This is a genomic window from Pseudomonas sp. OIL-1 (assembly GCF_010669185.1).
GTDB lineage: Bacteria > Pseudomonadota > Gammaproteobacteria > Pseudomonadales > Pseudomonadaceae > Halopseudomonas > Halopseudomonas profundi.
In genome coordinates, this window is the sequence record NZ_CP048629.1 from 1,076,443 (window position 1) to 1,096,237 (window position 19,795).

General features: G+C 57.9%; 20 protein-coding genes. 12 read left to right on the forward strand and 8 right to left on the reverse strand.

Going from position 1 to position 19,795, the window contains the following annotated elements; all coding sequences use genetic code 11:
• Positions 1–10 precede the first annotated feature (10 nt).
• The 9 genes from G3M63_RS04925 (at position 11) to G3M63_RS04965 (ending at position 9,373) form a co-directional block, all read left to right on the forward strand.
• Positions 11–547 carry a F0F1 ATP synthase subunit delta gene (locus G3M63_RS04925; RefSeq protein ID WP_150300007.1) on the forward strand — a complete coding sequence of 179 codons (537 nt, stop codon included), beginning with the start codon at positions 11–13 and terminating at the stop codon, positions 545–547.
• A 15-nt stretch (positions 548–562) separates the two neighbouring features.
• Positions 563–2,107, forward strand: coding sequence for a F0F1 ATP synthase subunit alpha (gene atpA / locus G3M63_RS04930; RefSeq protein ID WP_163982040.1), 1,545 nt, complete (start codon positions 563–565; stop codon positions 2,105–2,107).
• A gap of 75 nt (positions 2,108–2,182) precedes the next feature.
• Positions 2,183–3,043 carry a F0F1 ATP synthase subunit gamma gene (gene atpG / locus G3M63_RS04935; RefSeq protein WP_150300009.1) on the forward strand — a complete coding sequence of 287 codons (861 nt, stop codon included), beginning with the start codon at positions 2,183–2,185 and terminating at the stop codon, positions 3,041–3,043.
• 50 nt (positions 3,044–3,093) lie between these two features.
• Positions 3,094–4,470, forward strand: coding sequence for a F0F1 ATP synthase subunit beta (gene atpD, locus G3M63_RS04940; protein ID WP_163982041.1), 1,377 nt, complete (start codon positions 3,094–3,096; stop codon positions 4,468–4,470).
• A gap of 42 nt (positions 4,471–4,512) precedes the next feature.
• Positions 4,513–4,956 carry a F0F1 ATP synthase subunit epsilon gene (locus G3M63_RS04945; RefSeq protein ID WP_150300011.1) on the forward strand — a complete coding sequence of 148 codons (444 nt, stop codon included), beginning with the start codon at positions 4,513–4,515 and terminating at the stop codon, positions 4,954–4,956.
• Positions 4,957–5,145: 189 nt separating this feature from the next.
• Positions 5,146–6,510, forward strand: a complete 1,365-nt coding sequence (glmU, locus tag G3M63_RS04950) for a bifunctional UDP-N-acetylglucosamine diphosphorylase/glucosamine-1-phosphate N-acetyltransferase GlmU (protein ID WP_163982042.1) — start codon at positions 5,146–5,148, stop codon at positions 6,508–6,510.
• A 248-nt stretch (positions 6,511–6,758) separates the two neighbouring features.
• Positions 6,759–7,943, forward strand: a complete 1,185-nt coding sequence (gene cfaB, locus G3M63_RS04955) for a C17 cyclopropane fatty acid synthase CfaB (RefSeq protein ID WP_163982043.1) — start codon at positions 6,759–6,761, stop codon at positions 7,941–7,943.
• Positions 7,944–8,042: 99 nt separating this feature from the next.
• The gene (locus G3M63_RS04960) at positions 8,043–8,915 is read left to right on the forward strand and encodes a flagellar brake protein (RefSeq protein ID WP_163982044.1); all 873 of its coding nucleotides are present in this window, start codon (positions 8,043–8,045) and stop codon (positions 8,913–8,915) included.
• Positions 8,912–9,373, forward strand: a complete 462-nt coding sequence (locus G3M63_RS04965) for a DUF192 domain-containing protein (protein WP_163982045.1) — start codon at positions 8,912–8,914, stop codon at positions 9,371–9,373. The genes G3M63_RS04960 and G3M63_RS04965 overlap by 4 nt, the downstream gene beginning before the upstream one ends.
• A 31-nt stretch (positions 9,374–9,404) precedes the next feature.
• On the opposite strand, the gene G3M63_RS04970 is transcribed toward G3M63_RS04965, so the two are convergent.
• From G3M63_RS04970 to G3M63_RS04990, 5 genes are all read right to left on the reverse strand, one after another.
• Entirely contained in the window at positions 9,405–9,770 is a 366-nt protein-coding gene (locus G3M63_RS04970; protein WP_163982046.1) for an NADH:ubiquinone oxidoreductase, read from the reverse strand.
• 29 nt (positions 9,771–9,799) lie between these two features.
• Positions 9,800–10,771, reverse strand: coding sequence for a GTP-binding protein (locus tag G3M63_RS04975; RefSeq protein WP_163982047.1), 972 nt, complete (start codon positions 10,769–10,771; stop codon positions 9,800–9,802).
• Positions 10,772–10,958: 187 nt separating this feature from the next.
• On the reverse strand, positions 10,959–11,321 hold the full coding sequence (locus tag G3M63_RS04980) for a DUF3301 domain-containing protein (RefSeq protein WP_150300018.1): 363 nt from the start codon (positions 11,319–11,321) through the stop codon (positions 10,959–10,961).
• Between the two features lie 68 nt (positions 11,322–11,389).
• Positions 11,390–12,088: a tRNA (N6-threonylcarbamoyladenosine(37)-N6)-methyltransferase TrmO gene (gene tsaA, locus G3M63_RS04985; RefSeq protein WP_163982048.1), complete on the reverse strand. Its 699-nt coding sequence runs from the start codon at positions 12,086–12,088 to the stop codon at positions 11,390–11,392.
• Complete coding sequence (locus G3M63_RS04990) at positions 12,088–13,020, reverse strand: alpha/beta fold hydrolase (RefSeq protein ID WP_163982049.1); 933 nt, start codon at positions 13,018–13,020, stop codon at positions 12,088–12,090. The genes tsaA and G3M63_RS04990 overlap by 1 nt, the downstream gene beginning before the upstream one ends.
• 229 nt (positions 13,021–13,249) lie before the next feature.
• On the opposite strand from G3M63_RS04990, the gene G3M63_RS04995 reads away from it, so the two are divergent.
• Both G3M63_RS04995 and arsB read left to right on the forward strand, forming a co-directional pair.
• On the forward strand, positions 13,250–13,597 hold the full coding sequence (locus G3M63_RS04995; RefSeq protein WP_218573655.1) for a helix-turn-helix transcriptional regulator: 348 nt from the start codon (positions 13,250–13,252) through the stop codon (positions 13,595–13,597).
• Positions 13,590–14,651 carry an ACR3 family arsenite efflux transporter gene (gene arsB, locus G3M63_RS05000; protein WP_163982051.1) on the forward strand — a complete coding sequence of 354 codons (1,062 nt, stop codon included), beginning with the start codon at positions 13,590–13,592 and terminating at the stop codon, positions 14,649–14,651. The genes G3M63_RS04995 and arsB overlap by 8 nt, the downstream gene beginning before the upstream one ends.
• 78 nt (positions 14,652–14,729) lie before the next feature.
• Here arsB and G3M63_RS05005 read toward each other — a convergent pair whose 3' ends face one another.
• The 3 genes from G3M63_RS05005 to G3M63_RS05015 form a co-directional block, all read right to left on the reverse strand.
• Positions 14,730–16,388 (reverse strand): long-chain-fatty-acid--CoA ligase, encoded by a 1,659-nt coding sequence (locus tag G3M63_RS05005; protein WP_163982052.1) that lies wholly within the window; start codon positions 16,386–16,388, stop codon positions 14,730–14,732.
• A gap of 110 nt (positions 16,389–16,498) precedes the next feature.
• Positions 16,499–17,203, reverse strand: coding sequence for a sensor histidine kinase KdpD (locus tag G3M63_RS05010; protein ID WP_163982053.1), 705 nt, complete (start codon positions 17,201–17,203; stop codon positions 16,499–16,501).
• Complete coding sequence (locus tag G3M63_RS05015; protein WP_163982054.1) at positions 17,200–18,804, reverse strand: tetratricopeptide repeat-containing response regulator; 1,605 nt, start codon at positions 18,802–18,804, stop codon at positions 17,200–17,202. The genes G3M63_RS05010 and G3M63_RS05015 overlap by 4 nt, the downstream gene beginning before the upstream one ends.
• Before the next feature lie 235 nt (positions 18,805–19,039).
• Here G3M63_RS05015 and G3M63_RS05020 point away from each other — a divergent pair, with 235 nt between their 5' ends.
• On the forward strand, positions 19,040–19,735 hold the full coding sequence (locus tag G3M63_RS05020) for a tellurite resistance TerB family protein (RefSeq protein ID WP_163982055.1): 696 nt from the start codon (positions 19,040–19,042) through the stop codon (positions 19,733–19,735).
• Positions 19,736–19,795: the final 60 nt, after the last annotated feature.

Sequence of the window (19,795 nt, forward strand, 5' to 3'; positions counted from 1 at the left end):
GAGGCGAGCTATGGCTACTACTAATACGCTAGCTCGACCTTATGCAAAAGCTGCTTTCGAAGTCGCTTCATCCTCCAATAAGCTGGATGCCTGGTCAGGCATGCTGGCTTTGGCGGGTGCGGTGGTCTCCGATGCAGCTTTTGGCTATAGGGTGCGCAATCCGGCAGTGACCGCAGAGCGCAAGGCTGAAGACCTGCTCATGGTTGGCGAAGGTCAGTTCGACGCGGAGTTCGGCAATTTTGTCCGGGCTTTGGCTGATAACGATCGATTGCTCCTGATTCCGGTTATCGCCGAGCTCTACGAGCAGCACAAGGCGGAACACGATCGCAGCATTGCAGTGGAGGTGGAAACCGCCTTCGAACTGAATGACGATCAACAGAAAACGCTGGCTACCGCGTTGTCGAAGCGGTTAGACCGCACAGTAACTCCCCATGTGACCATCAACCCGGCCCTTATTGGCGGTGTGTTGATTCGTGCGGGTGACCTGGTCATCGACGGTTCGGTCCGCGGCAAGCTTGCAAAGCTGGCCGAAACGTTGAAATCCTGATTTGAGGGACATGGCATGCAGCAATTGAATCCTTCCGAAATTAGCGAAATTATCAAACAGCGCATCGAGAAACTCGATGTGACTTCGCAGGCCCGGAATGTAGGCACTATCGTCAGCGTATCTGACGGTATCGTGCGTATCCACGGCCTAGCTGATGTAATGTACGGCGAAATGATCGAGTTCCCCGGTGGCCTGTACGGTATGGCCCTGAACCTGGAGCGCGATTCCGTCGGTGCGGTTGTACTGGGTGATTACCTGGGCCTGAGCGAGGGCATGACTGCCCAGTGCACAGGCCGTATCCTGGAAGTTCCAGTTGGCCCCGAACTGCTCGGTCGCGTTGTAGACGCGCTGGGTAACCCGATCGACGGCAAGGGAGTCATTGACGCCAAGCTGACTGATGCGGTCGAGAAAGTCGCTCCGGGTGTGATCTGGCGTAAGTCGGTCGACCAGCCGGTCCAGACTGGTTACAAATCAGTCGACGCGATGATTCCGATCGGCCGTGGCCAGCGTGAGCTGATCATTGGCGACCGTCAGACCGGTAAGACCGCCATGGCGATCGACGCGATCATCAACCAGAAAGATTCGGGCATCAAGTGTGTCTACGTCGCGGTTGGTCAGAAGCGTTCAACCATCGCCAACGTGGTGCGCAAGCTGGAAGAAAACGGCGCAATGGGTCACACCATTGTTGTCGCTGCTTCTGCTTCCGATCCGGCTGCGCTGCAGTTCCTGGCACCTTATGCCGGCTGCACCATGGGCGAATATTTCCGTGACCGTGGCGAAGATGCTCTGATCGTATATGACGATCTGTCCAAGCAGGCTGTTGCCTATCGTCAGATCTCCCTGCTGCTGCGTCGTCCGCCGGGCCGTGAAGCCTATCCGGGTGACGTGTTCTATCTCCACAGCCGCTTGCTTGAGCGCGCCTCGCGCATCTCGGAAGAGTATGTCGAGAAGCTCACCAATGGTGCTGTGACGGGCAAGACTGGCTCGCTGACCGCGTTGCCGCTGATCGAAACCCAGGCGGGTGACGTATCCGCCTTCGTTCCGACCAACGTGATTTCGATCACTGACGGTCAGATCTTCCTTGAGTCGAACCTGTTCAACTCGGGTATCCGTCCTGCGGTGAACGCCGGTGTATCGGTATCCCGTGTGGGTGGTGCTGCTCAGACCAAGATCATCAAGAAGCTGTCCGGTGGTATCCGTACCGCGCTGGCTCAGTACCGGGAACTGGCAGCATTCGCCCAGTTCGCTTCCGACCTGGACGAAGCGACCCGCAAGCAGCTTGAGCATGGTCAGCGCGTTACCGAGCTGATGAAGCAGGGCCAGTACGCGCCCATGTCAGTCGCGGAAATGGCTATCAGCCTGTACGCCGCTGAAAAAGGCTTCCTGACCGACGTCGAGTTGAGCAAGATCGGCGCGTTCGAGAAGGCGCTGCTCGCTTACTTCAAGCGTGACAAGGCCGATCTGCTGGCCAAGATCAACGAGAAGGGCGACTACAACGACGAGATCGAAGCCGGTATCAAGTCTGGCATCGAGAACTTCAAGGCGACCCAGAGCTGGTAAGCCCATTGCGGGGTGCGACGCAGGTCGCATCCCGTATCGTGCGATGCAGCCACGGGATAACCTCAGAGGTGTGACATGTCAGGCGCAAAAGAGATTCGCGGTAAGATCGCGAGCATTAAAAGTACGCAAAAGATCACCAGCGCCATGGAAAAGGTGGCGGTCAGCAAGATGCGCAAAGCTCAACAGCGCATGGCTGCCAGCCGTCCATATGCTGAGCGTATCCGTCAGGTAATTGGCCATCTGGCCAATGCCAACCCGGAGTATCGCCACCCGTTCATGCAAGAGCGTGAAACCAAGCGGGTGGGTTATATCGTGGTCAGCACGGATCGTGGTCTTGCTGGTGGCTTGAACACTAACCTGTTCAAGGCGCTGGTTCAGAATATGAAAGAGTGGCGTGACCGCAACGTTGAGACCGAGCTGTGCGTTATCGGCAGCAAGGGCGCCGCGTTCTTCCGCAGTTATGGCGGTAACGTGGTAGCGGCCATCAATGGCCTCGGCGAGCAACCGACACTGAATGACCTGATCGGCAGCGTTAAGGTGATGCTTGACGGTTACCATGAAGGGCGTATCGATCGTCTGTTTCTGGTATCCAACAAGTTTGTTAACACCATGGTGCAGCAACCCCAGGTAGAGCAGCTGATACCGCTCGTTCCGGCTGACAAGGAAGAACTGCAGAAGCAGTGGGACTATGTCTACGAACCGGACGCGCGCGAGCTGCTCGACGGGCTGCTGGTGCGGTATATCGAATCACAGGTCTATCAGGCGGTGATCGAGAACAATGCCAGTGAGCAAGCTGCCCGAATGGTTGCCATGAAGAGCGCTACGGATAACGCAGGGGACATCATCAATAACCTGCAACTTATCTATAACAAGGCGCGTCAGGCAGCAATCACTCAGGAAATTTCGGAAATCGTCGGCGGCGCCGCCGCGGTCTGACGCGACCCGGTCTAGCGATTACGGTTTCATACCACTTAGAGGAACCAAACATGAGTAGCGGACGTATCGTTCAAATCATCGGCGCCGTCATCGACGTGGAATTCGCACGCGAAGACGTACCGAATGTGTATGACGCGCTGCAGGTTGACGAGAAGGGTCTGACCCTGGAAGTCCAGCAGCAACTGGGTGATGGCATCGTACGCGCCATCGCCATGGGTACCACCGAAGGTGTCAAGCGCGGCCTGGCTGTGAGCAGCACTGGCGCTGCCATTTCTGTACCGGTGGGTATCAAGACCCTGGGCCGGATCATGGATGTGCTGGGTAACCCGATTGACGAAGCGGGCCCGATTGGTGAAGAAGAGCGTTGGGGTATTCACCGCCAAGCGCCCTCCTATGCCGAGCAGGCAGGTTCGAATGAACTGCTGGAAACCGGCATCAAGGTTATCGACCTGATCTGCCCGTTTGCCAAGGGCGGTAAGGTTGGTCTGTTCGGCGGTGCCGGTGTCGGCAAGACCGTGAATATGATGGAGCTGATCCGTAACATCGCCATCGAGCACAGCGGTTATTCCGTATTTGCCGGTGTGGGTGAGCGGACTCGTGAAGGTAACGACTTCTATCACGAGATGAAGGACTCCAACGTACTGGACAAGGTAGCGCTGGTTTACGGTCAGATGAACGAGCCGCCGGGTAACCGTCTGCGCGTCGCCCTGACTGGCCTGACCATGGCCGAAAAATTCCGTGACGAAGGCCGTGACGTACTGTTGTTCATCGACAACATCTACCGTTACACCCTGGCCGGTACCGAAGTATCGGCACTGCTGGGTCGTATGCCTTCTGCGGTAGGTTATCAGCCGACACTGGCCGAAGAGATGGGTGTTCTGCAGGAGCGCATCACTTCCACCAAGCAGGGTTCCATCACCTCCATCCAGGCGGTATACGTACCTGCCGATGACTTGACTGACCCTTCGCCAGCCACCACCTTCGCCCACCTGGATGCGACCGTGGTACTGTCGCGTGATATCGCATCGCTGGGTATCTACCCTGCGGTTGACCCGCTGGATTCCACGTCTCGTCAGCTTGACCCGCAGGTTATCGGTCAGGAGCACTACGACACCGCACGTGGCGTTCAGTATGTTCTGCAGCGCTATAAAGAGCTGAAGGACATCATCGCGATTCTGGGTATGGACGAGCTGTCCGAAGAAGACAAGCAACTGGTAGCCCGCGCTCGTAAGATCCAGCGCTATCTGTCGCAGCCATTCTTCGTTGCCGAAGTCTTCACCGGTGCGCCTGGCAAGTACGTTTCGCTGAAGGACACCATTCGTGCTTTCAAAGGCATCCTGGATGGCGAGTTCGACCACCTGCCCGAGCAGGCGTTCTACATGGTCGGCAGCATCGAAGAAGCAATCGAGAAAGCGAAGAAAATGTAATGGTAGCGCCCGCGCAAGCGGGCGCATAACCGAGGCAATGAAATGGCTATGACAGTGCACTGCGATATCGTCAGCGCGGAAGAAGAGCTGTTCACCGGCCTGGTGGAAATGGTCGTGGCACACGGCAATATGGGTGATCTGGGTATTTTGCCCGGTCACACGCCGCTGCTGACTGATCTCAAGCCTGGCCCGGTACGGGTTATCAAGCAGGACGGCAATGAGGAAGTGTTCTACATTTCCGGTGGTTTCATTGAAGTCCAGCCGAGCATGGTCAAGGTGCTTGCCGACACGGCTATCCGTGCTGGTGACATCGACGAGGCAGCCGCCGTTGAGGCGAAGAAAGCTGCCGAGGCTGCGCTTAGCGAGAAAGGTGCCGAGTTCGATTACGGCTCTGCTTCTGCAAGACTTGCCGAGGCCGCTGCGCAACTGCGTACCGTGCAGGAGCTTCGCAAGAAGTATGGCGGCCCAGCGGTCAACAACCGCTGAGCCCGGAAAAGGCAGCCTGGGCTGCCTTTTTTCTTGTTTGTTAAACACCCTTCAAGCCAGGCACGCTCTCTCTGGCATCAGTGAACTGATCGCCCTTGATCACTATCCCTTTATCGGAGTTGCTTGCGACTGTCAGCTCGCGGCTTCTATCATTGCCCCTCGTCAATAACACATCCCAGGAACGGATCAATGAATCTGCACGTAGTCATCCTCGCTGCCGGACAAGGCACTCGTATGCGCTCGGCTCTGCCGAAGGTCCTTCATCCGGTCGCTGGCAAGCCCATGCTCGGCCACGTTATCGATTGCGCCCGGAATTTGTCACCGGCGAAAATTCACGTGGTGATCGGTCATGGTGCTGAACGGGTGCGCGAGGAGATGGACGCTGCGGATATCAACTGGGTTATGCAGAGCGAGCAGCTGGGTACCGGCCACGCAGTAGCACAGGCTCTGCCACACATCTCGGCCGCCGATCAGATTCTGGTGCTCTACGGTGATGTGCCGTTGCTACGCAGCGAGACATTAAACAGGCTGAGTCAGCAAGCCGGCAGCAGTAGCCTTGGGTTGCTGACCGTGGAGATGGCAGATCCGACGGGTTACGGCCGTATCGTTCGCGATTCAGAGGGGCAGGTACAGGCGATCGTCGAGCAGAAAGACGCCAGCTCCGAGCAGCTGCTCATCAGCGAAGGCAACACAGGCATCATGGCTCTGCCCGGCTGCAAGGCGGCTGACTGGCTAGGTAGCCTGTCCAATGACAATGCCCAGGGCGAATATTACCTGACAGACGTGGTCGCCCTGGCTGTCTCGCAGTCGGTTGCTGTCGAAGTAGCCCAGCCAGGCGACGAGCTCGAAGTGATGGGTGCCAATAATCGGCAACAGCTGTCCGTGCTGGAACGCGCCTGGCAGCAAAAGGAAGCAACGCGGCTGATGGAATCAGGGGTCACCCTGGCGGACCCGGCACGTCTGGATGTGCGTGGCGAAGTCCTGGTTGGGCGGGATATCTTCATGGACATCAACGTGGTGCTTGAGGGCCGCGTAAGCATCGGTGACAACGTTCATATCGGACCGAACTGCGTGCTCAAGGATTGTGATATCGAGGCGGGCACAGTCATCAAAGCGTTCAGCCATCTGGAGGGTGCATTGGTTGGTGAAGACTGCGACGTCGGACCCTACGCACGGCTACGACCCGGCACAGTACTTCAGCGCACGGCCAAGGTGGGCAATTTTGTCGAAACCAAGAAGGCCGAGGTGGGTGAAGGGGCGAAGATCAATCACCTCTCCTACGTTGGGGATGCCCGTGTCGGTAATAATGCCAACGTAGGTGCCGGTACCATCACTTGCAATTACGACGGCGTGAACAAGTTCATGACGCTGATCGGTGAGGGCGCGTTTATTGGTTCGAACACGGCCCTGGTGGCGCCCGTTAGCGTTGGTGACCAGGCTACTACTGCAGCCGGATCCACCATTACCGGCGATGTCCCTGCCGGAGCACTCGGGGTTGCGCGGGGGCGTCAGCGTAATATCGAAGACTGGAAACGTCCGACCCGCAAAAAATGATCAGCAGGCTCGCGCCTGATAGGGTGCGGGCCGCCTGTTCCTTGTTGTACAAGCGCAGCGGCATCCTCCCTCCAGGCCATGCACGCCTGTCGACCATCTCAGGTCATTGCTCCTGCCAGCAACCGGACTGCGTCCGTCATTAGGCCGCCAGTGCGGTTCACCTGTTCGCGGCAGCCCAATAAATAGATATTTCCGCAGGCTAATCTATATTCAAAGGGTATATCCAACCTGGCCAGGAGATATTCCGGATGTTTGCGCAGCTATCCCAAACCCTCAGCGGATTGAAATTGCCCCTGAGGGTCGAGATCAAGGGCGGACCCAGCATGGATCTGGGCCCGGCGCCTACCGTCACGCTCGAGATCAATGATCTTTCGTTGCTGGCAGAGCTGCAGGAGCCGAGCCTGGACAAGCTCGGCGAGGCATATATCAACCAGCGAATCGAAGTGCGCGGAAACATAATGGATGTGATTGAAGTGGCCGACAGGTTAAGCAAGGGGCTGCTGGGTGAAGCATCGGAGCGTCCTCCGGAACGCACGGCGCACGATAAACAGCTCGATGCCGAGGCCATTGCTTACCATTACGACCTCTCAAACGACTTCTACACACTCTGGCTTGATCCGGAAATGGTGTATTCATGTGCCTATTTCCGAAAGCCTGACGACGCGCTAGCCCAGGCGCAGGTTCAAAAGCTGGACCATCTGTGTCGCAAGCTGCGACTCAAGCCGGGTGAACGTCTGCTGGATGTCGGTTGTGGTTGGGGCGGATTGGCCAGACACGCAGCCAGGCATTACGGGGTCCAGGTACACGGCATCACCCTCAGCAGATCGCAGCTTGAATTGGCGAATGAAAAAATCAGCCGTGAGGGGCTGACCGACCAGATCCAGCTTGAGTTACTGGACTATCGGGACCTGCCGCCAGATGGTTCTTTTGACAAAGTGGTCAGCGTCGGAATGTTTGAACACGTCGGCCACGCCAATCTGCCTGAGTATTTTCGCATCCTGTTCGAGCAACTCAAGCCCGGCGGGTTAGCCATGAACCATGGCATAACCTCCAGACATGTCGATGGCAGGCCTGTCAGCCGGGGCGCGGGCAAGTTCATTGGCCGCTATGTTTTTCCGCACGGAGAACTGCCACACCTAGCCACAGCGATCGCCAACATGAGTGACCAGGGACTGGAAGTGGTCGATGTCGAAAGCCTGCGGTTGCACTATGCGTTGACCCTGGACCACTGGAGCCGCAATCTCGAAGAACGCCTTGCAGAAGCGGCACAGCTCGTCCCGGACAAAACATTGCGGATCTGGCGGATTTATCTGGCAGGCTGTGCCTATGGCTTCAAACGCAACTGGATGAACCTGCATCAGATTCTGGCCGTAAAACCGCGCGCAGACGGCGGACATTCCCTGCCGTTGACCCGCGCAGATCTGTATAACTGAACGGACCATGCATCGTCAGGTGATGGCGAAACGCTACCCGCTGCTGCTACATTCCCAGGTTCCCCTGGCTCTGGAGCCGGCCCTGACTGGAGATATGGTGTGCCGCTGATACCGCTTAAAGAAGATGAAATCGTACTGGGAGCACCGCTGCCCTGGAACGTAACGGATGCCGAAGGACAGATCATATTCGAACAATCGCGGGTGCTGGACAGCCAGCCAATGCTCACCCAGCTATTCAAGCTTGGACTGTATCGCTCGGCACCGGAGCCAGCGGCTGCAGAGGAAAAGCTGGATGTCGCCGGAAATGGGGCGCCGGGCGATATTCAAACGTCGACTCTGGAACAGATACAACTCGCGCCAGGCGACCCGGTTCAGTTACAGACCCTCCATCCCACCCATGCGGAACGGTATCAGGTACGCATGATCGGTGTGCACGCTCCCGTCAGTATCATGGTGACCACACCCATCCACCAGGGCAAATTGGCGTTCATCAAGGAAGGGCAACAGTTCCTGGTCAGGGGATTTGTTGGTAAAGACGCGGTGGCGTACAGGACACGGGTATTGAAGTCCAACCTCGCGCCCTTTCCGTACCTGCACCTGGCTTATCCACGCACGGTTCAATCCATGCGTATCCGAAGTTCTGCACGGGTTCCTCTTCAGCTCGTCACGGCCGTTTTAACTGATCACGCGCAGTCATCGGCGAAGATTGTCGACCTGAGCGTTGGCGGGGCGCGGATGATTTCTCCTGCTGTTTTTGCGCAAAAAGGCGATGAGTTGAAACTGTCCTTTCGCGTTAACCCTGCGGGGATGGAGGTATACATGACCGTCAAAGCAAAAGTGCGCGCCGTCCAGGAAGATGACGCAGGCTCAGGACAGGTTACCACCGGCGTCGAATTTACCGACCTGGGCGAACAGGAGCGGTTGTATCTGACGACGGTGGTCTATCAGAACCTGCTGAAGGACACCCTGTGAAAAATCTCTGGATGTGGCTGGTGGCTGCTCTGATGGTCCTGTCTGCGACGGCCGCTGCCCACGCCGACCCTCTGGAAGTGACTCTGGGGGACGAACGCTTTTACCTGGATGTGGTAGATGACCCTGCAAGTCGCCGTCAGGGTCTGATGGGGCGGGCATCTCTTGCGCCCCATGAAGGGATGTTGTTCGACTTTCCGCCCGACACCACGCCGGCAATCTGGATGCGCAACATGCTGATCAGCCTCGATCTGCTGTTTGTCGATGATCAAAGCAAACTGATGAAAGTCTTTGCCGATGTTCCGCCGTGTGAGGACACGCCCTGCGAGATTTATCGGGTGGAACGCCCCGTGCGGTTTGTCATTGAGGTCGCAGCCGGAACAGCAGCGCGGCTGGAGCTTGAGTCGGGCATGTTCCTGGATCTCGGCCCTCTCGCTGAACAGCCAGCGCCTGTACGATGAACCCGGCTCGTCGATGGCACCGCGTCAAATCTCATTGAGCCCTCGGCTCAACCCATCTGCCCCGGCTGATCTTTTCACAATACGCTTTCAGTACAGGCGCATCGCTGGCGTTTGAGTAGTAATAAATGGACTGCTGGTAGCCGACCCCGTCCGTACGGGAGCCTTCACAGATTCCATAGGCGCCGGTTGGACAGGTATCGACCATCTCAATCTTGAAGCTACGTTCGGGGATATCCGGCTGACAGAAGCTGTTCTCGAAGAGATCCTGAGGGATGGTCATGTTTTCCTGACACAAACGTATCGGTTCATGACCGTCGTCAGATTCGATCAGGCAGGCGCCAGCATGAACTTCAACGATGATGCCCAAGAGAACAGGCGCAAGCAGTATCGACTTCATAAGGTATCGGCGATGTCAAAAAGCCAACCTTACTGGTTACGCCGCGCTGCTTGCAAGCCGCTTTCCAATTGGTGAGAGTCTGGCCTTTGCGTCATCAGCAATTCGATCCGGTTGTCGCTCCGCCAGGGGCTGGGTTGCCAGTTCAGAGATTTTTCCCCTGTACCGTTGAAGCTCATCCACCCATCCTCGGTATGCGCAACACCCTTGGCACGTTGCCAGTCTGACCGGCTTAGCCAATCCTCCAGCGCTTCACGTTTGAACTGCTGCGCAGGATGAATCTGCCAGCCGATGCTGTACCAGACATCGCGACTGGACTGACGGCAGTGCCAGTCATCCACGCTGCGCCAAAGGGTAGCTGGCCCAGCGGGAGCATCGGGCAAATCATCCAGGCCAGGCGCGATGGACAACGGCTCCGTTTGCCGCGGCACGTTCTCCCATGGCAATTGGCTGTGCTGGCACCAGTAAACCGGCGCAATAGTCTGGAGCCTGGAAAGAATCGCTTTGCGATCCGCCATGCCAAGTGCGGCCGATTTATTGAGTATCAGCAGTCCTGCTTGCGACAGGGCTGAACGCTGAGCATCTACCAACTCTCTACCGGTATGCAGAGCCTGGGCATCCAGCACCATCAACATGGGTTGCAATGCGAGCACGTCCTTCCATGGGAATCCGCGAAGCTGCGCCAGGAGAGTCGAAGGATGTCCGAGCCCCGAAGCTTCTATGAACAGTCTATCAGGCCGGGTACGACGCAATAATCGGCTCAATCCGACCTGGAAGGGCAGGCCGTTCACGCAGCACAAACATCCGCCGGGCACTTCTGCCAGGCTTACGCCATCGTCATCGTTTTGCAGCAACGCCGCGTCAATGCCTACCTCGCCGAACTCGTTGATTAAAATGGCCCATCGCTCGCCATCCGGTCTCTCGGAAATCAGATGTCGGATCAATGTGGTCTTGCCTGACCCCAATGGGCCGGCGATAAGGTGGGTAGGGATCTGTTCAAGCATAGCCATGCCCTGGAAGGTGGTAGTCGAAGCGCTGGCGCGATCAGGGTACAGATTGGAGCAAAATCGCCTGAGGATCTGTCGAATCGTTCTCAGCCTGTCATGCTGTGATGGCAGGCTTTCCGACAGGTTCCACGTGGAACGAAGCGGCACTTACACCGCTTTCTCCCAGTGTGGAACAGTGCTTGTTCTAGCGTAGGTAGTGGACGTTAGACGGCGGTTCGTCCGGCCCTTTCCCGGGGAACGGATGAGGCGCCAGCTCCAGATTGAGTAGCTGCGCGCCGTGAAGCTCGATGTAGCCCGGATAGCGCCGTTCGCCGGTGACAGTAAACTCGAAACCATAACGGCGGATCAGTCCGATGCGTCCGCTGCGATTGCGACCGGGTCTGAGTCGGGCCAATGCGATACTTTCATCCAGCAACTGAACGTCAGCTTTGCTGCAATGGCTGCGTACCAGGCTCAGCGCCCGGTCGCGCAGGCCCATGCCCCGCCATATCCAGGTGCCGGCCCAGAGCGCCAGAATCAGCAGGACGACATGGCCCAGATCGATCATCAGTTGGACGCTCCGTAGGTTTCAGTCAAGGCGATTATTGCATGGTGAGAAGCGCAGAGCACGCCATCTCACGCGGATGCAGTTGACAGCATAAGCACGCGAATGCGGTCGGCTGAAGGGTAATGCCAGGTGACGTTGAAATCCCAGAACAGAGCGCCGTACTGGCGGTCCGGTCCGGGCTGCTGGTAGGCCGGCTTGGGATCCTGCGCCAGACATTGTTCCACCAGTTCGACCACCGGTTGCTCTAACCGGCTGGCATGCTCCCGGGCTTGAACCAGTGCCTCCGAGGACCATTGCACCTCGATCAAACCAGGCGCTGCCGATGCCAGCGCATTGGTCGCTCCGGCTACGGCATCGACGTATGGCACGTAGGGTTTGATGTCCAGTACAGGCGTGCCGTGGAGCAGGTCATGCCCGGAGATCAGCAGCCTGCCTGGTTCTACAGCGTCCAGTTTCACTACCGACTGGCCGATCGGGTTTGGCCTGTGGGTTGCCCGGCTGGCAAATACACCGATTTTACGGTTGCCGCCGAGCCGAGGTGGACGCACTCTCAGGTGCGCTTCACCGGATGGTGCGGCGTGGAAAACAAACAGAATCCATATATGGCTGACCGACTCCAGCCCCTCCGTTGCCTCGGCTTGATGATAGGGCGGAAGTAACTCGATGACGGCTTGTGAAGCGGGCGCCAGGGCGGGCTGGCGAGGAATGCCGAACTTTTCCCGGAAACACGAATGGACCTGTCCGACAGGTTCGAAACTGTAACTCATCAGGCCTGCAGGACCGGCGGGACTGAAGACGGGTGATCGTGAATCACAAAATGGCTCCCATTTTCTATCTCAATAACCTGAAGATTCTCGGCTTGCTGGGCGCTGACACGCATCGAAGCGGTGTCCAGAATACGATCCTCTGCAGGCACCAGCACAGCGCCGCAACGGACATGGCGGTAAATATCAGGGCCGGTGGATGCTGTCCAGTCCGCCATGTCTTGTATGTTGGTGACCATCGTCGACAGGTGCCGGGCGTTGAAGGGAAAACCCATAACCAGGTCACGCTTGTGCGGATCCTCCAGCGAGCCCCATCGCGAGCGATTTTTATCCGAGATAGGCTGCTGCTGCCAGGCTGCCAGGTAAAACGGCAGCAGCCAGGCGATGATTGGCGAGATCTGCTGGACCGGCCGGGCCTGCGGCAACATCGGCGCTTCCAGGATCACTTCGGCGTCGACGAACAGGTCTGGACGCTGGCGTGCCGCCTCCAGCACTACCGCACCGCCGCGCGAATGGCCATGTACCCGCAGCGAGCTGTGGCTGACCAGGTGCTCAATGGCGAGATTCAATACTGCCGCATCGTAGGCAATCGTTCCCGGCTGATGCTTGGGAACGAAGGTCCATTCCGCAGCCACGTAATTCGGGTTCTCGACTGGTAAATGATAATCAGCGCAGCTGAGCTTGATGAGCTCCAGATGGGGCGCTGCGTAATAGCGGCTGAAGTAGGTGAAATTCTCAGCGAAACCGTGCACCACCACCACGCTGGATTTGGTGTCAGTACCGGCTCGCCTGGCTATTGCAGCCTTGCCAACTTTGAAGATTTCCCCATCGAAGGTAGCCGCCTGGAGCGGTGGAGTTTCCCTGCGAAGCAAAAAACGTCGAACATAAACTACTATCAGCACTGCCAGGCCGATAAGTCCAATCAGCATTTCCATATGTGTCTAGCCCTTGGTAATCGCGGGTGTAGAGTAAATGAATTAACGTTCAAAAAATTCACCCATGCGGGCGACAGATTCGAGGGAATCTGCCGTGATAGAGCACCGGTGTAGGCGAGTAACAGTCTTCTCATAACGGTTATCCAGGAGTAAAATCGCCAAACGACGATATGCGATAAGTGACTGTCGTGATTGGTCAATGTTCCGCTGGGGCCCGATGAAAACCGATATGCAAGATACGCTCGTTGAGGTAGCTGAAGCTGCGCGCGCGCTGGGTCATCCGGCACGGCTGCGTATAGTCGAGTTGCTTCTGAAGCGCCACGTGTGCGTGGGTGGCGAAATAGTTGAAGCGCTTGGCCTCGCTCAGTCTACCGTGTCCGAGCATTTGCGCATTCTCAAGCAGGCGAACATTGTGTGCGGCGAGATAGAACGGCCACGTGTGTGTTATTCGCTGAATCCGGACGGCCTGGAGCTGCTATCGGATTGGCTGCGGCCAACCATTGAAAAGGTACAGCAACATGGCGCGCTTTGCGCTACGGATGGCCCATGTAATCCACAGGGAGTATCCCATGAGTAACGCGCCGCAGGCGATCTCTGCGTTCGAACGCTATCTATCGCTCTGGGTAGCCCTGGGCATTGTCGCAGGCATTGCACTTGGCAGCCTGTTTCCTGGCGCCTTCGAGCTGCTGGCAGCGGTCGAATACGGCTCGGTGAATTTTGTCGTGGCGGTGCTGATCTGGTTTATGGTCTATCCGATGATGGTTTCGGTGGACTTTTCCAGCCTGCGTCGATTGCACGAGCGGCCCAAAGGCCTGGTCATCACGCTCACGGTCAACTGGCTGATCAAACCGTTCAGCATGGCGCTGTTGGGTGTGCTGTTCTTCGAGTATCTGTTCGCTGATCTGATTGATCCTGCCAATGCGGGTCAGTACATCGCGGGGCTGATTCTGCTCGGCGCAGCGCCTTGCACGGCCATGGTGTTTGTCTGGTCTCAGCTAACGCGGGGCGATGCCACCTATACCCTGGCTCAGGTGGCTCTGAACGACGTCATCATGATCTTCGCTTTTGCGCCAATCGTGGCGCTGTTGCTCGGCGTTACCGAAATAGACGTTCCCTGGGCGACCTTGTTGTTGTCGGTAGGGCTTTATGTGGTGATTCCGTTGTTGGCCGGGATCATCACGCGGGTCAGGTTCAGCGCGGGGGTTTCTCCTCAAACAGCCGAGCAATCGCTGAAGCGTTTCAATGCGCGGGTCAAGCCGTTCTCGGTGCTGGGTCTGCTTGCAACGGTGGTGTTGCTGTTTGGATTTCAAGGCCAGGTTATCCTCGATCAACCAGCGCTGATCGCCTTGATAGCGGTTCCGCTGCTGATCCAGTCATACGGTATTTTCGCGCTCGCCTATACCGCAGCGAAACTCTGGAAGGTGCCGTTCAATGTCGCAGCGCCGTGCGCCATGATCGGAACATCGAACTTCTTCGAACTGGCGGTAGCGGTGGCCATCGGCATGTTCGGCCTGAACTCGGGGGCCGCGCTGGTCACCGTGGTAGGGGTATTGGTTGAAGTGCCGGTGATGCTTTCGCTGGTAGCCTTTGCCAACCGCACCCGGCATTGGTTTCCTGCAGCAAAGGGTTGAGCGAGCTGGCGGGAGCGGAGCCGGTTGAGCTCCCGCCATGCTGACCCACGCAGGCTGGTATCGGAATAGCCAGACTGCTCAGCCCGCGCTGCTCCACTCTTGTTCCTGCAATGCTCGCCACATGATCTTTCCTGTAGGCGATTTGGGCAGGCTGTCCACAAACTCGATCAGCTTGGGGCATTTGTAGGCGGACATGTTCTGCTGACACCAGACGAGGATATCGTCTGCGTCCGCCTGCTGACCTGCAGCGCGGACAACCACCGCCTTGACGGTTTCACCGCGCCGCTCGTCGGGTACCGAGATCACGCAGACTTCCTGCACCGCCGGATGCCCGTAAAGAAGCGATTCGACTTCTGCCGGCCAGACCTTGAAGCCGGAGGCATTGATCATGCGCTTGACCCGATCGACCAGGAAGAAGTAGCCCTCTTCGTCGTAGTAGCCGATGTCGCCGGAGCGGAAGAAACGCTTGCCATCCAGTTCGATAAAGGCCTCTGCGGTTGCTTCGTCACGTCGCCAGTAACCCTGAAATATCTGCTCACCGTGCATGATGATTTCGCCGCTTTCACCCGGGCCGAGTTCCTCCAGCGTATCGACACTGATGACCCGCGAATCGACGCCAATGATTGGGATGCCCAGGCATTGCGGCTTGGGCGCCTGGGGCGGATTCATGTGGGTGGCGCTGATGGTTTCCGACAATCCATAACCCTCGGAGTACTGCAGTCCGGTCTTGTTTTCCAGTTTCGCTGCCACCGCGGCCGGCATGGCTGCCCCGCCCCCGCCTATGGACTGCAGGCTGCTAAGGTCATAGTCGTCGATGCTTGGCTCTGACAGCAGATCCACCACCATGGTCGAGATGTTTCGCCAGCTGGTGATCCGGTGGCACTCGATCAGTTGTGCGGCGGTCTTGCGATCCCAGCGGGTCATGATCACCTGAGTGCCGCCGATATAAATCGCGCTGTTCATGCACACCTGCATGCCAGTCACGTGAAACAGCGGCACAGACACCAGCTGCACGCTGTGGTGCTGGGCGTTGCCCCATACCGAACAGTACACAGTTGTCGCCATGACGCTGTGGTGCGTATGGACGCAGCCCTTGGGATTGCCGGTGGTGCCGGAACTGTAGGGGATCACGCAGAGGTCGTCCGGGCCGGTTGTTAGCGGGCCAGGGACATGGTTTGCCGCGAGTGTGTTTTGCCAGGCAACCAGACCCGGCAGCTGCGGTATGTCGCTGGGTAGCTTTACCGCATCGGGCAGCTCTGCCATCGGGGGTTCACGTACATATTCGCTATAGGCGCTAGCTACCACATGCCGCAGCGACCCTTCATCAAGCAGTCCGGTAACCTGGTCGAGCAATTCGAGGCCGCACAGTGCAACGTCGGCTTCGGTATCGGTGATCAGGTATTCCAGTTCGGCGCGGCGGTTCATCGGGTTGACCGGCACGACCACCGCGTTGGCGCGCAAAATCGCATAGAAGCCCACCACAAACTGCGGGCTGTTCTGCATGTAGAGCAATACCCTGTCGCCGGCCTTTACGCCGTTCTGCTGCAGGTGCCCCGCGAGGCTCTGCGCCTGATGCTTCAGCTCGCGGTAGCTGAGGTCGGTGCCGTAATACAGAATGGCAGGATGGTCCGGATAGCGCAGCGCAGACACCGCCAGGTTGCTATACAGGCTGGTCCTGGGCAAGTCGAGGAAGTGCGGAACCAGGGCGGGCCAGACATCGTAGTGTCGTTCGAACATGTTGTTATTCTCCGGCGTGCTTGAATGCTGACTACCGAGAGTAGTCGGAGCCGGATACTCTGGAAACCGCTAACAACCGCGCTGTTGACGCATCATAAGCAATCAGGGAGTCAGGGCAAGAGGATCTGGAAATTGCCGCCGCCCAGGGAACTGTCATTGCTTAACTCGATATGACCCTGTATCCCGTTGCGCTGATGAAGCCGGGCGATGCGTTCGCCAAAGTACAGCCCGAGCCCGGTGCTACCGGTGCTCAGATCGATGCCCATCACATACTCCGATTGCCGTTCGATCATCGCCGGAGGATAGCCTTCACCGTCGTCACAAATGGCGATCGACAGCTGGCCGTCGCGCATACCCGCATGCAGCTGTATGGCCGAGCGCGCATAGCGAATGGAGTTGTTGATCACATTGGCCACCACCGAGCCCACCAGCTCGGCATCGAAGTAGCCGAGCATGCCTTCTTCCACGACCTCATAACTGCCGGCAATGTGACGGGCCCGCAGGATATTGTCGTGGCGGGCCAGCTGCGCTTCGAGAAAGTCGTCCATTTCAATCCAGGCAGGGCGCAGGGGCAGCTGGTTCACCTGCAACTTGTACAGCCCGAGCATCTGCACCAGCATGCCGTTAAGGCGCAGGGACTCATACTCGATCACGCCCTGTTCGCGGCTGCCACTCAGTTCCTCTGGCAAGCTGGCCAGGGATTCGCTGTAGGCCTGCATCAGCATCGCTAACGAGTTCTTCATGTCATGCACAGTGGAGGCAATGACAGTGGAAAAATCGAGCCCTTCGCCGGGCTGGTCGTCATGATCGCTCATAGCGCGTCAGCCGCCTTGCGCAGTTTTTGATAGCGCTCGTAACGCTTGTCGGTTGCGGGCATATTGTGCGCCTGAGCGAGACATCTCAGACATTCAGCCTTGAGATCGTCGTCGGGCGTTTGTGCGAGTAACCGCAGCAGGGACTGCGCCGTGTTCAGTGCATAGCTGATGTTGCGCGGTTGGCTTGCGCTGGCCTGACGAAACAATTCCAGCGCTTCCGCAAACTGCTTCTGCTGATAGCGTTTGATGCCCTCACGGTTCTGCGCTTTGGCGTGCTCACCGGCTTTGATGATGTCCGGGTTGTCAGTCTGCTCGGCGATTTGCTCGAGGATGGCCGGATCGTCTCCATACATTTCCGCACAGGTGGACAATACAGCGTCTGCACTGTCAGCACGGCCTAGTTCGCGGAGTTGCCTGGCCATATCCAGTGCTAGTTCCGGAGCCAGGCCACCCTCAAGAGACTCAAGGCGCTCGGTAGCCATCTGTGCATAGCGCTCTGCTTCGCCCTTCTGGCCATTTTTGGCCAGCGCGCTCCCTTGCAGCAGATTTGAGCGGGCAATCAAAGCCGGATCGTTTTTCCAGGTCTTGTCCACCTCGGCCAGCGTCTGGCGAATCTCGAGCAACACTTTGGGGTTGATCACGCCTGGACCGTCCTGCTCGGTCAAGGTAGCGGCCAACTGAAGGTGCGTTTCCGGGTTGCGGAAGGCGGAATTACGACCCAGGCCGACAGCCTGGCGGAAGGCCCTGGTAGCTTGGGCATAATCGTCGTTGCGCCGCGCCAGCCTGCCCAGCTCTACCTGACGTTGCAGCGCGTGGGGCGAAATCCGTATTCCCTTCTCGAGGTATTGCTGAGCAGCGAGGCTATCGCCACGTGCGTCATGTATGGCTGACAGCCCATCAAACAGGGCGGGTAGCATCGGGAACAGCTCTATACCTTTTTCATATAGAGCCTGCGCTTCATCGAGCCTGCCTTTGCTGCGCAAATGATTGCCCTGTGCGACAAGTGCCCAGGGCAGTGGCCGATCGCCGACCAGCCCATTCAATAGCGATTCCAGCTCCGTAGCCTGGCCAAGCTGCGCCAGCGCATCGGCCAGATAACGCTGACATAGCGGGGCGAGTCGCGGCTGCGCCTGGATCATCGTGCGGCAGGCGCTAACCACGGCCTGCGGGTCATCCCGGCTGATTGCGTCCAGTATCGGTTTGAGTGCGGCCTTGCGCTGGAACAGCTTTTCCAGGCGTTGCTCCAGACTGGCGCGGTTGAACGGCTTGGTGAGATACGCGTCCGGTTCGCATTCAAGCGCTGCCATGACCATCGCCTGGCTGCTCTCGGCGGTCACCATGACAAAGATGCAGTGGGGGCTGATGCGCCTGGTATGGTGCAATTCTTCCAGCACCTGCTGGCCGTTCTTGCCGTCACCGAGGTTGTAATCGTGGAGAATGACGTCGTATCGGGTATTGCGGCATAACGCGAGGGTCTCCTCGCCGGTTGCAACCGCATCGACATCGCGCACTGCCATTTGCCGAAGCATCCCGGTGACTGATGTACGAAAACCGGAAAAGTCATCCGCTATCAGCACGCGCTTGTTGCTGTAATCAATCATCTGGAATCCTGAAAATCGATGTAGGCGTCGCTCCGTTTGATCCTGCAAGCCGGAACAGCCAATCATCAGGGTAGGGCAAAGTGCCATTATGCGGCAATTAGCAGATACGTTATCGCCTGAACCGCTCCTCTGAGCCAGAGTCTATCAGAGCATCAGCAACTCCCGACCTGCCTTCAGACTGGCGGCAGCCTGGCGCTGCAGCTGGTTTAAACCCCCTGAATTTGAGGCTTTACTCATGATTACCCGAGGTCTGCTCGATCAATTATTGAAGTCCGGTTCCGATCTGCTGCAAGGGCAAGCCGGCGCGAAATCATCCACACAATCCGCCGGGCGCAGTGACTCGCCATTGGGCGGTTTGTTGTCTGGCGTCGGCGGAGGCGCCCTGGGCGGCTCGGCGATAGGCTTGCTCATGGGCAACAAGAAGGCCCGCAAGGTCGGCAAGAAGGTCGCGACCTACGGCGGTCTGGCTGCCCTCGGTGTCATTGCCTACAAGGCCTACGGCAGTTGGCAACAACGTACCGGCAACAGCACGGCGGGGGAGCCCCGGACAATTGATCGGCTGCCGCCGCCACAGGTTGAAGAGCACAGCCAGGCCATCCTGCGTGCGGTCATAGGTGCGGCCAAGGCGGACGGGCACGTTGATGATCGCGAACGGGAATTGATCGAAGGAGAAATCAACAAACTGACTGAGGACCGGGAGTTGCAGAACTGGTTCGATCAGGAGTTGCGTCGACCACTTGATCCGGCCGAGATTGCCAAGGCCGCCGGCACGCCGGAAATGGCCGCTGAAATGTATCTGGCCAGTTTGCTGATGGTGGACGAAGAGAACTATATGGAGCGCGCCTATCTGGACGAGCTGGCGCGGCAGTTGAAACTGGATCCGGAACTGAAAGCCGAACTGGAGCGTCAGGCCGAACAGTCAGCCGCATGATGCGTTGATCGTTCAGACAAGACGCGCCCCGCCGGCACTAGCTGAAGCTAGGGCCGGCAA

Bases quoted from the DNA above. Each gene is read 5' to 3' on its own strand.
- G3M63_RS04925 (WP_150300007.1), top strand. From the start codon at position 11: ATGGCTACTACTAATACGCTAGCTCGACCTTATGCAAAAGCTGCTTTC.
- atpA (WP_163982040.1), top strand. From the start codon at position 563: ATGCAGCAATTGAATCCTTCCGAAATTAGCGAAATTATCAAACAGCGC.
- atpG (WP_150300009.1), top strand. From the start codon at position 2,183: ATGTCAGGCGCAAAAGAGATTCGCGGTAAGATCGCGAGCATTAAAAGT.
- atpD (WP_163982041.1), top strand. From the start codon at position 3,094: ATGAGTAGCGGACGTATCGTTCAAATCATCGGCGCCGTCATCGACGTG.
- G3M63_RS04945 (WP_150300011.1), top strand. From the start codon at position 4,513: ATGGCTATGACAGTGCACTGCGATATCGTCAGCGCGGAAGAAGAGCTG.
- glmU (WP_163982042.1), top strand. From the start codon at position 5,146: ATGAATCTGCACGTAGTCATCCTCGCTGCCGGACAAGGCACTCGTATG.
- cfaB (WP_163982043.1), top strand. From the start codon at position 6,759: ATGTTTGCGCAGCTATCCCAAACCCTCAGCGGATTGAAATTGCCCCTG.
- G3M63_RS04970 (WP_163982046.1), bottom strand. From the start codon at position 9,770: ATGAAGTCGATACTGCTTGCGCCTGTTCTCTTGGGCATCATCGTTGAA.
- G3M63_RS04975 (WP_163982047.1), bottom strand. From the start codon at position 10,771: ATGCTTGAACAGATCCCTACCCACCTTATCGCCGGCCCATTGGGGTCA.
- G3M63_RS04980 (WP_150300018.1), bottom strand. From the start codon at position 11,321: ATGATCGATCTGGGCCATGTCGTCCTGCTGATTCTGGCGCTCTGGGCC.
- tsaA (WP_163982048.1), bottom strand. From the start codon at position 12,088: ATGAGTTACAGTTTCGAACCTGTCGGACAGGTCCATTCGTGTTTCCGG.
- G3M63_RS04990 (WP_163982049.1), bottom strand. From the start codon at position 13,020: ATGGAAATGCTGATTGGACTTATCGGCCTGGCAGTGCTGATAGTAGTT.
- G3M63_RS04995 (WP_218573655.1), top strand. From the start codon at position 13,250: ATGCAAGATACGCTCGTTGAGGTAGCTGAAGCTGCGCGCGCGCTGGGT.
- arsB (WP_163982051.1), top strand. From the start codon at position 13,590: ATGAGTAACGCGCCGCAGGCGATCTCTGCGTTCGAACGCTATCTATCG.
- G3M63_RS05005 (WP_163982052.1), bottom strand. From the start codon at position 16,388: ATGTTCGAACGACACTACGATGTCTGGCCCGCCCTGGTTCCGCACTTC.
- G3M63_RS05010 (WP_163982053.1), bottom strand. From the start codon at position 17,203: ATGAGCGATCATGACGACCAGCCCGGCGAAGGGCTCGATTTTTCCACT.
- G3M63_RS05015 (WP_163982054.1), bottom strand. From the start codon at position 18,804: ATGATTGATTACAGCAACAAGCGCGTGCTGATAGCGGATGACTTTTCC.
- G3M63_RS05020 (WP_163982055.1), top strand. From the start codon at position 19,040: ATGATTACCCGAGGTCTGCTCGATCAATTATTGAAGTCCGGTTCCGAT.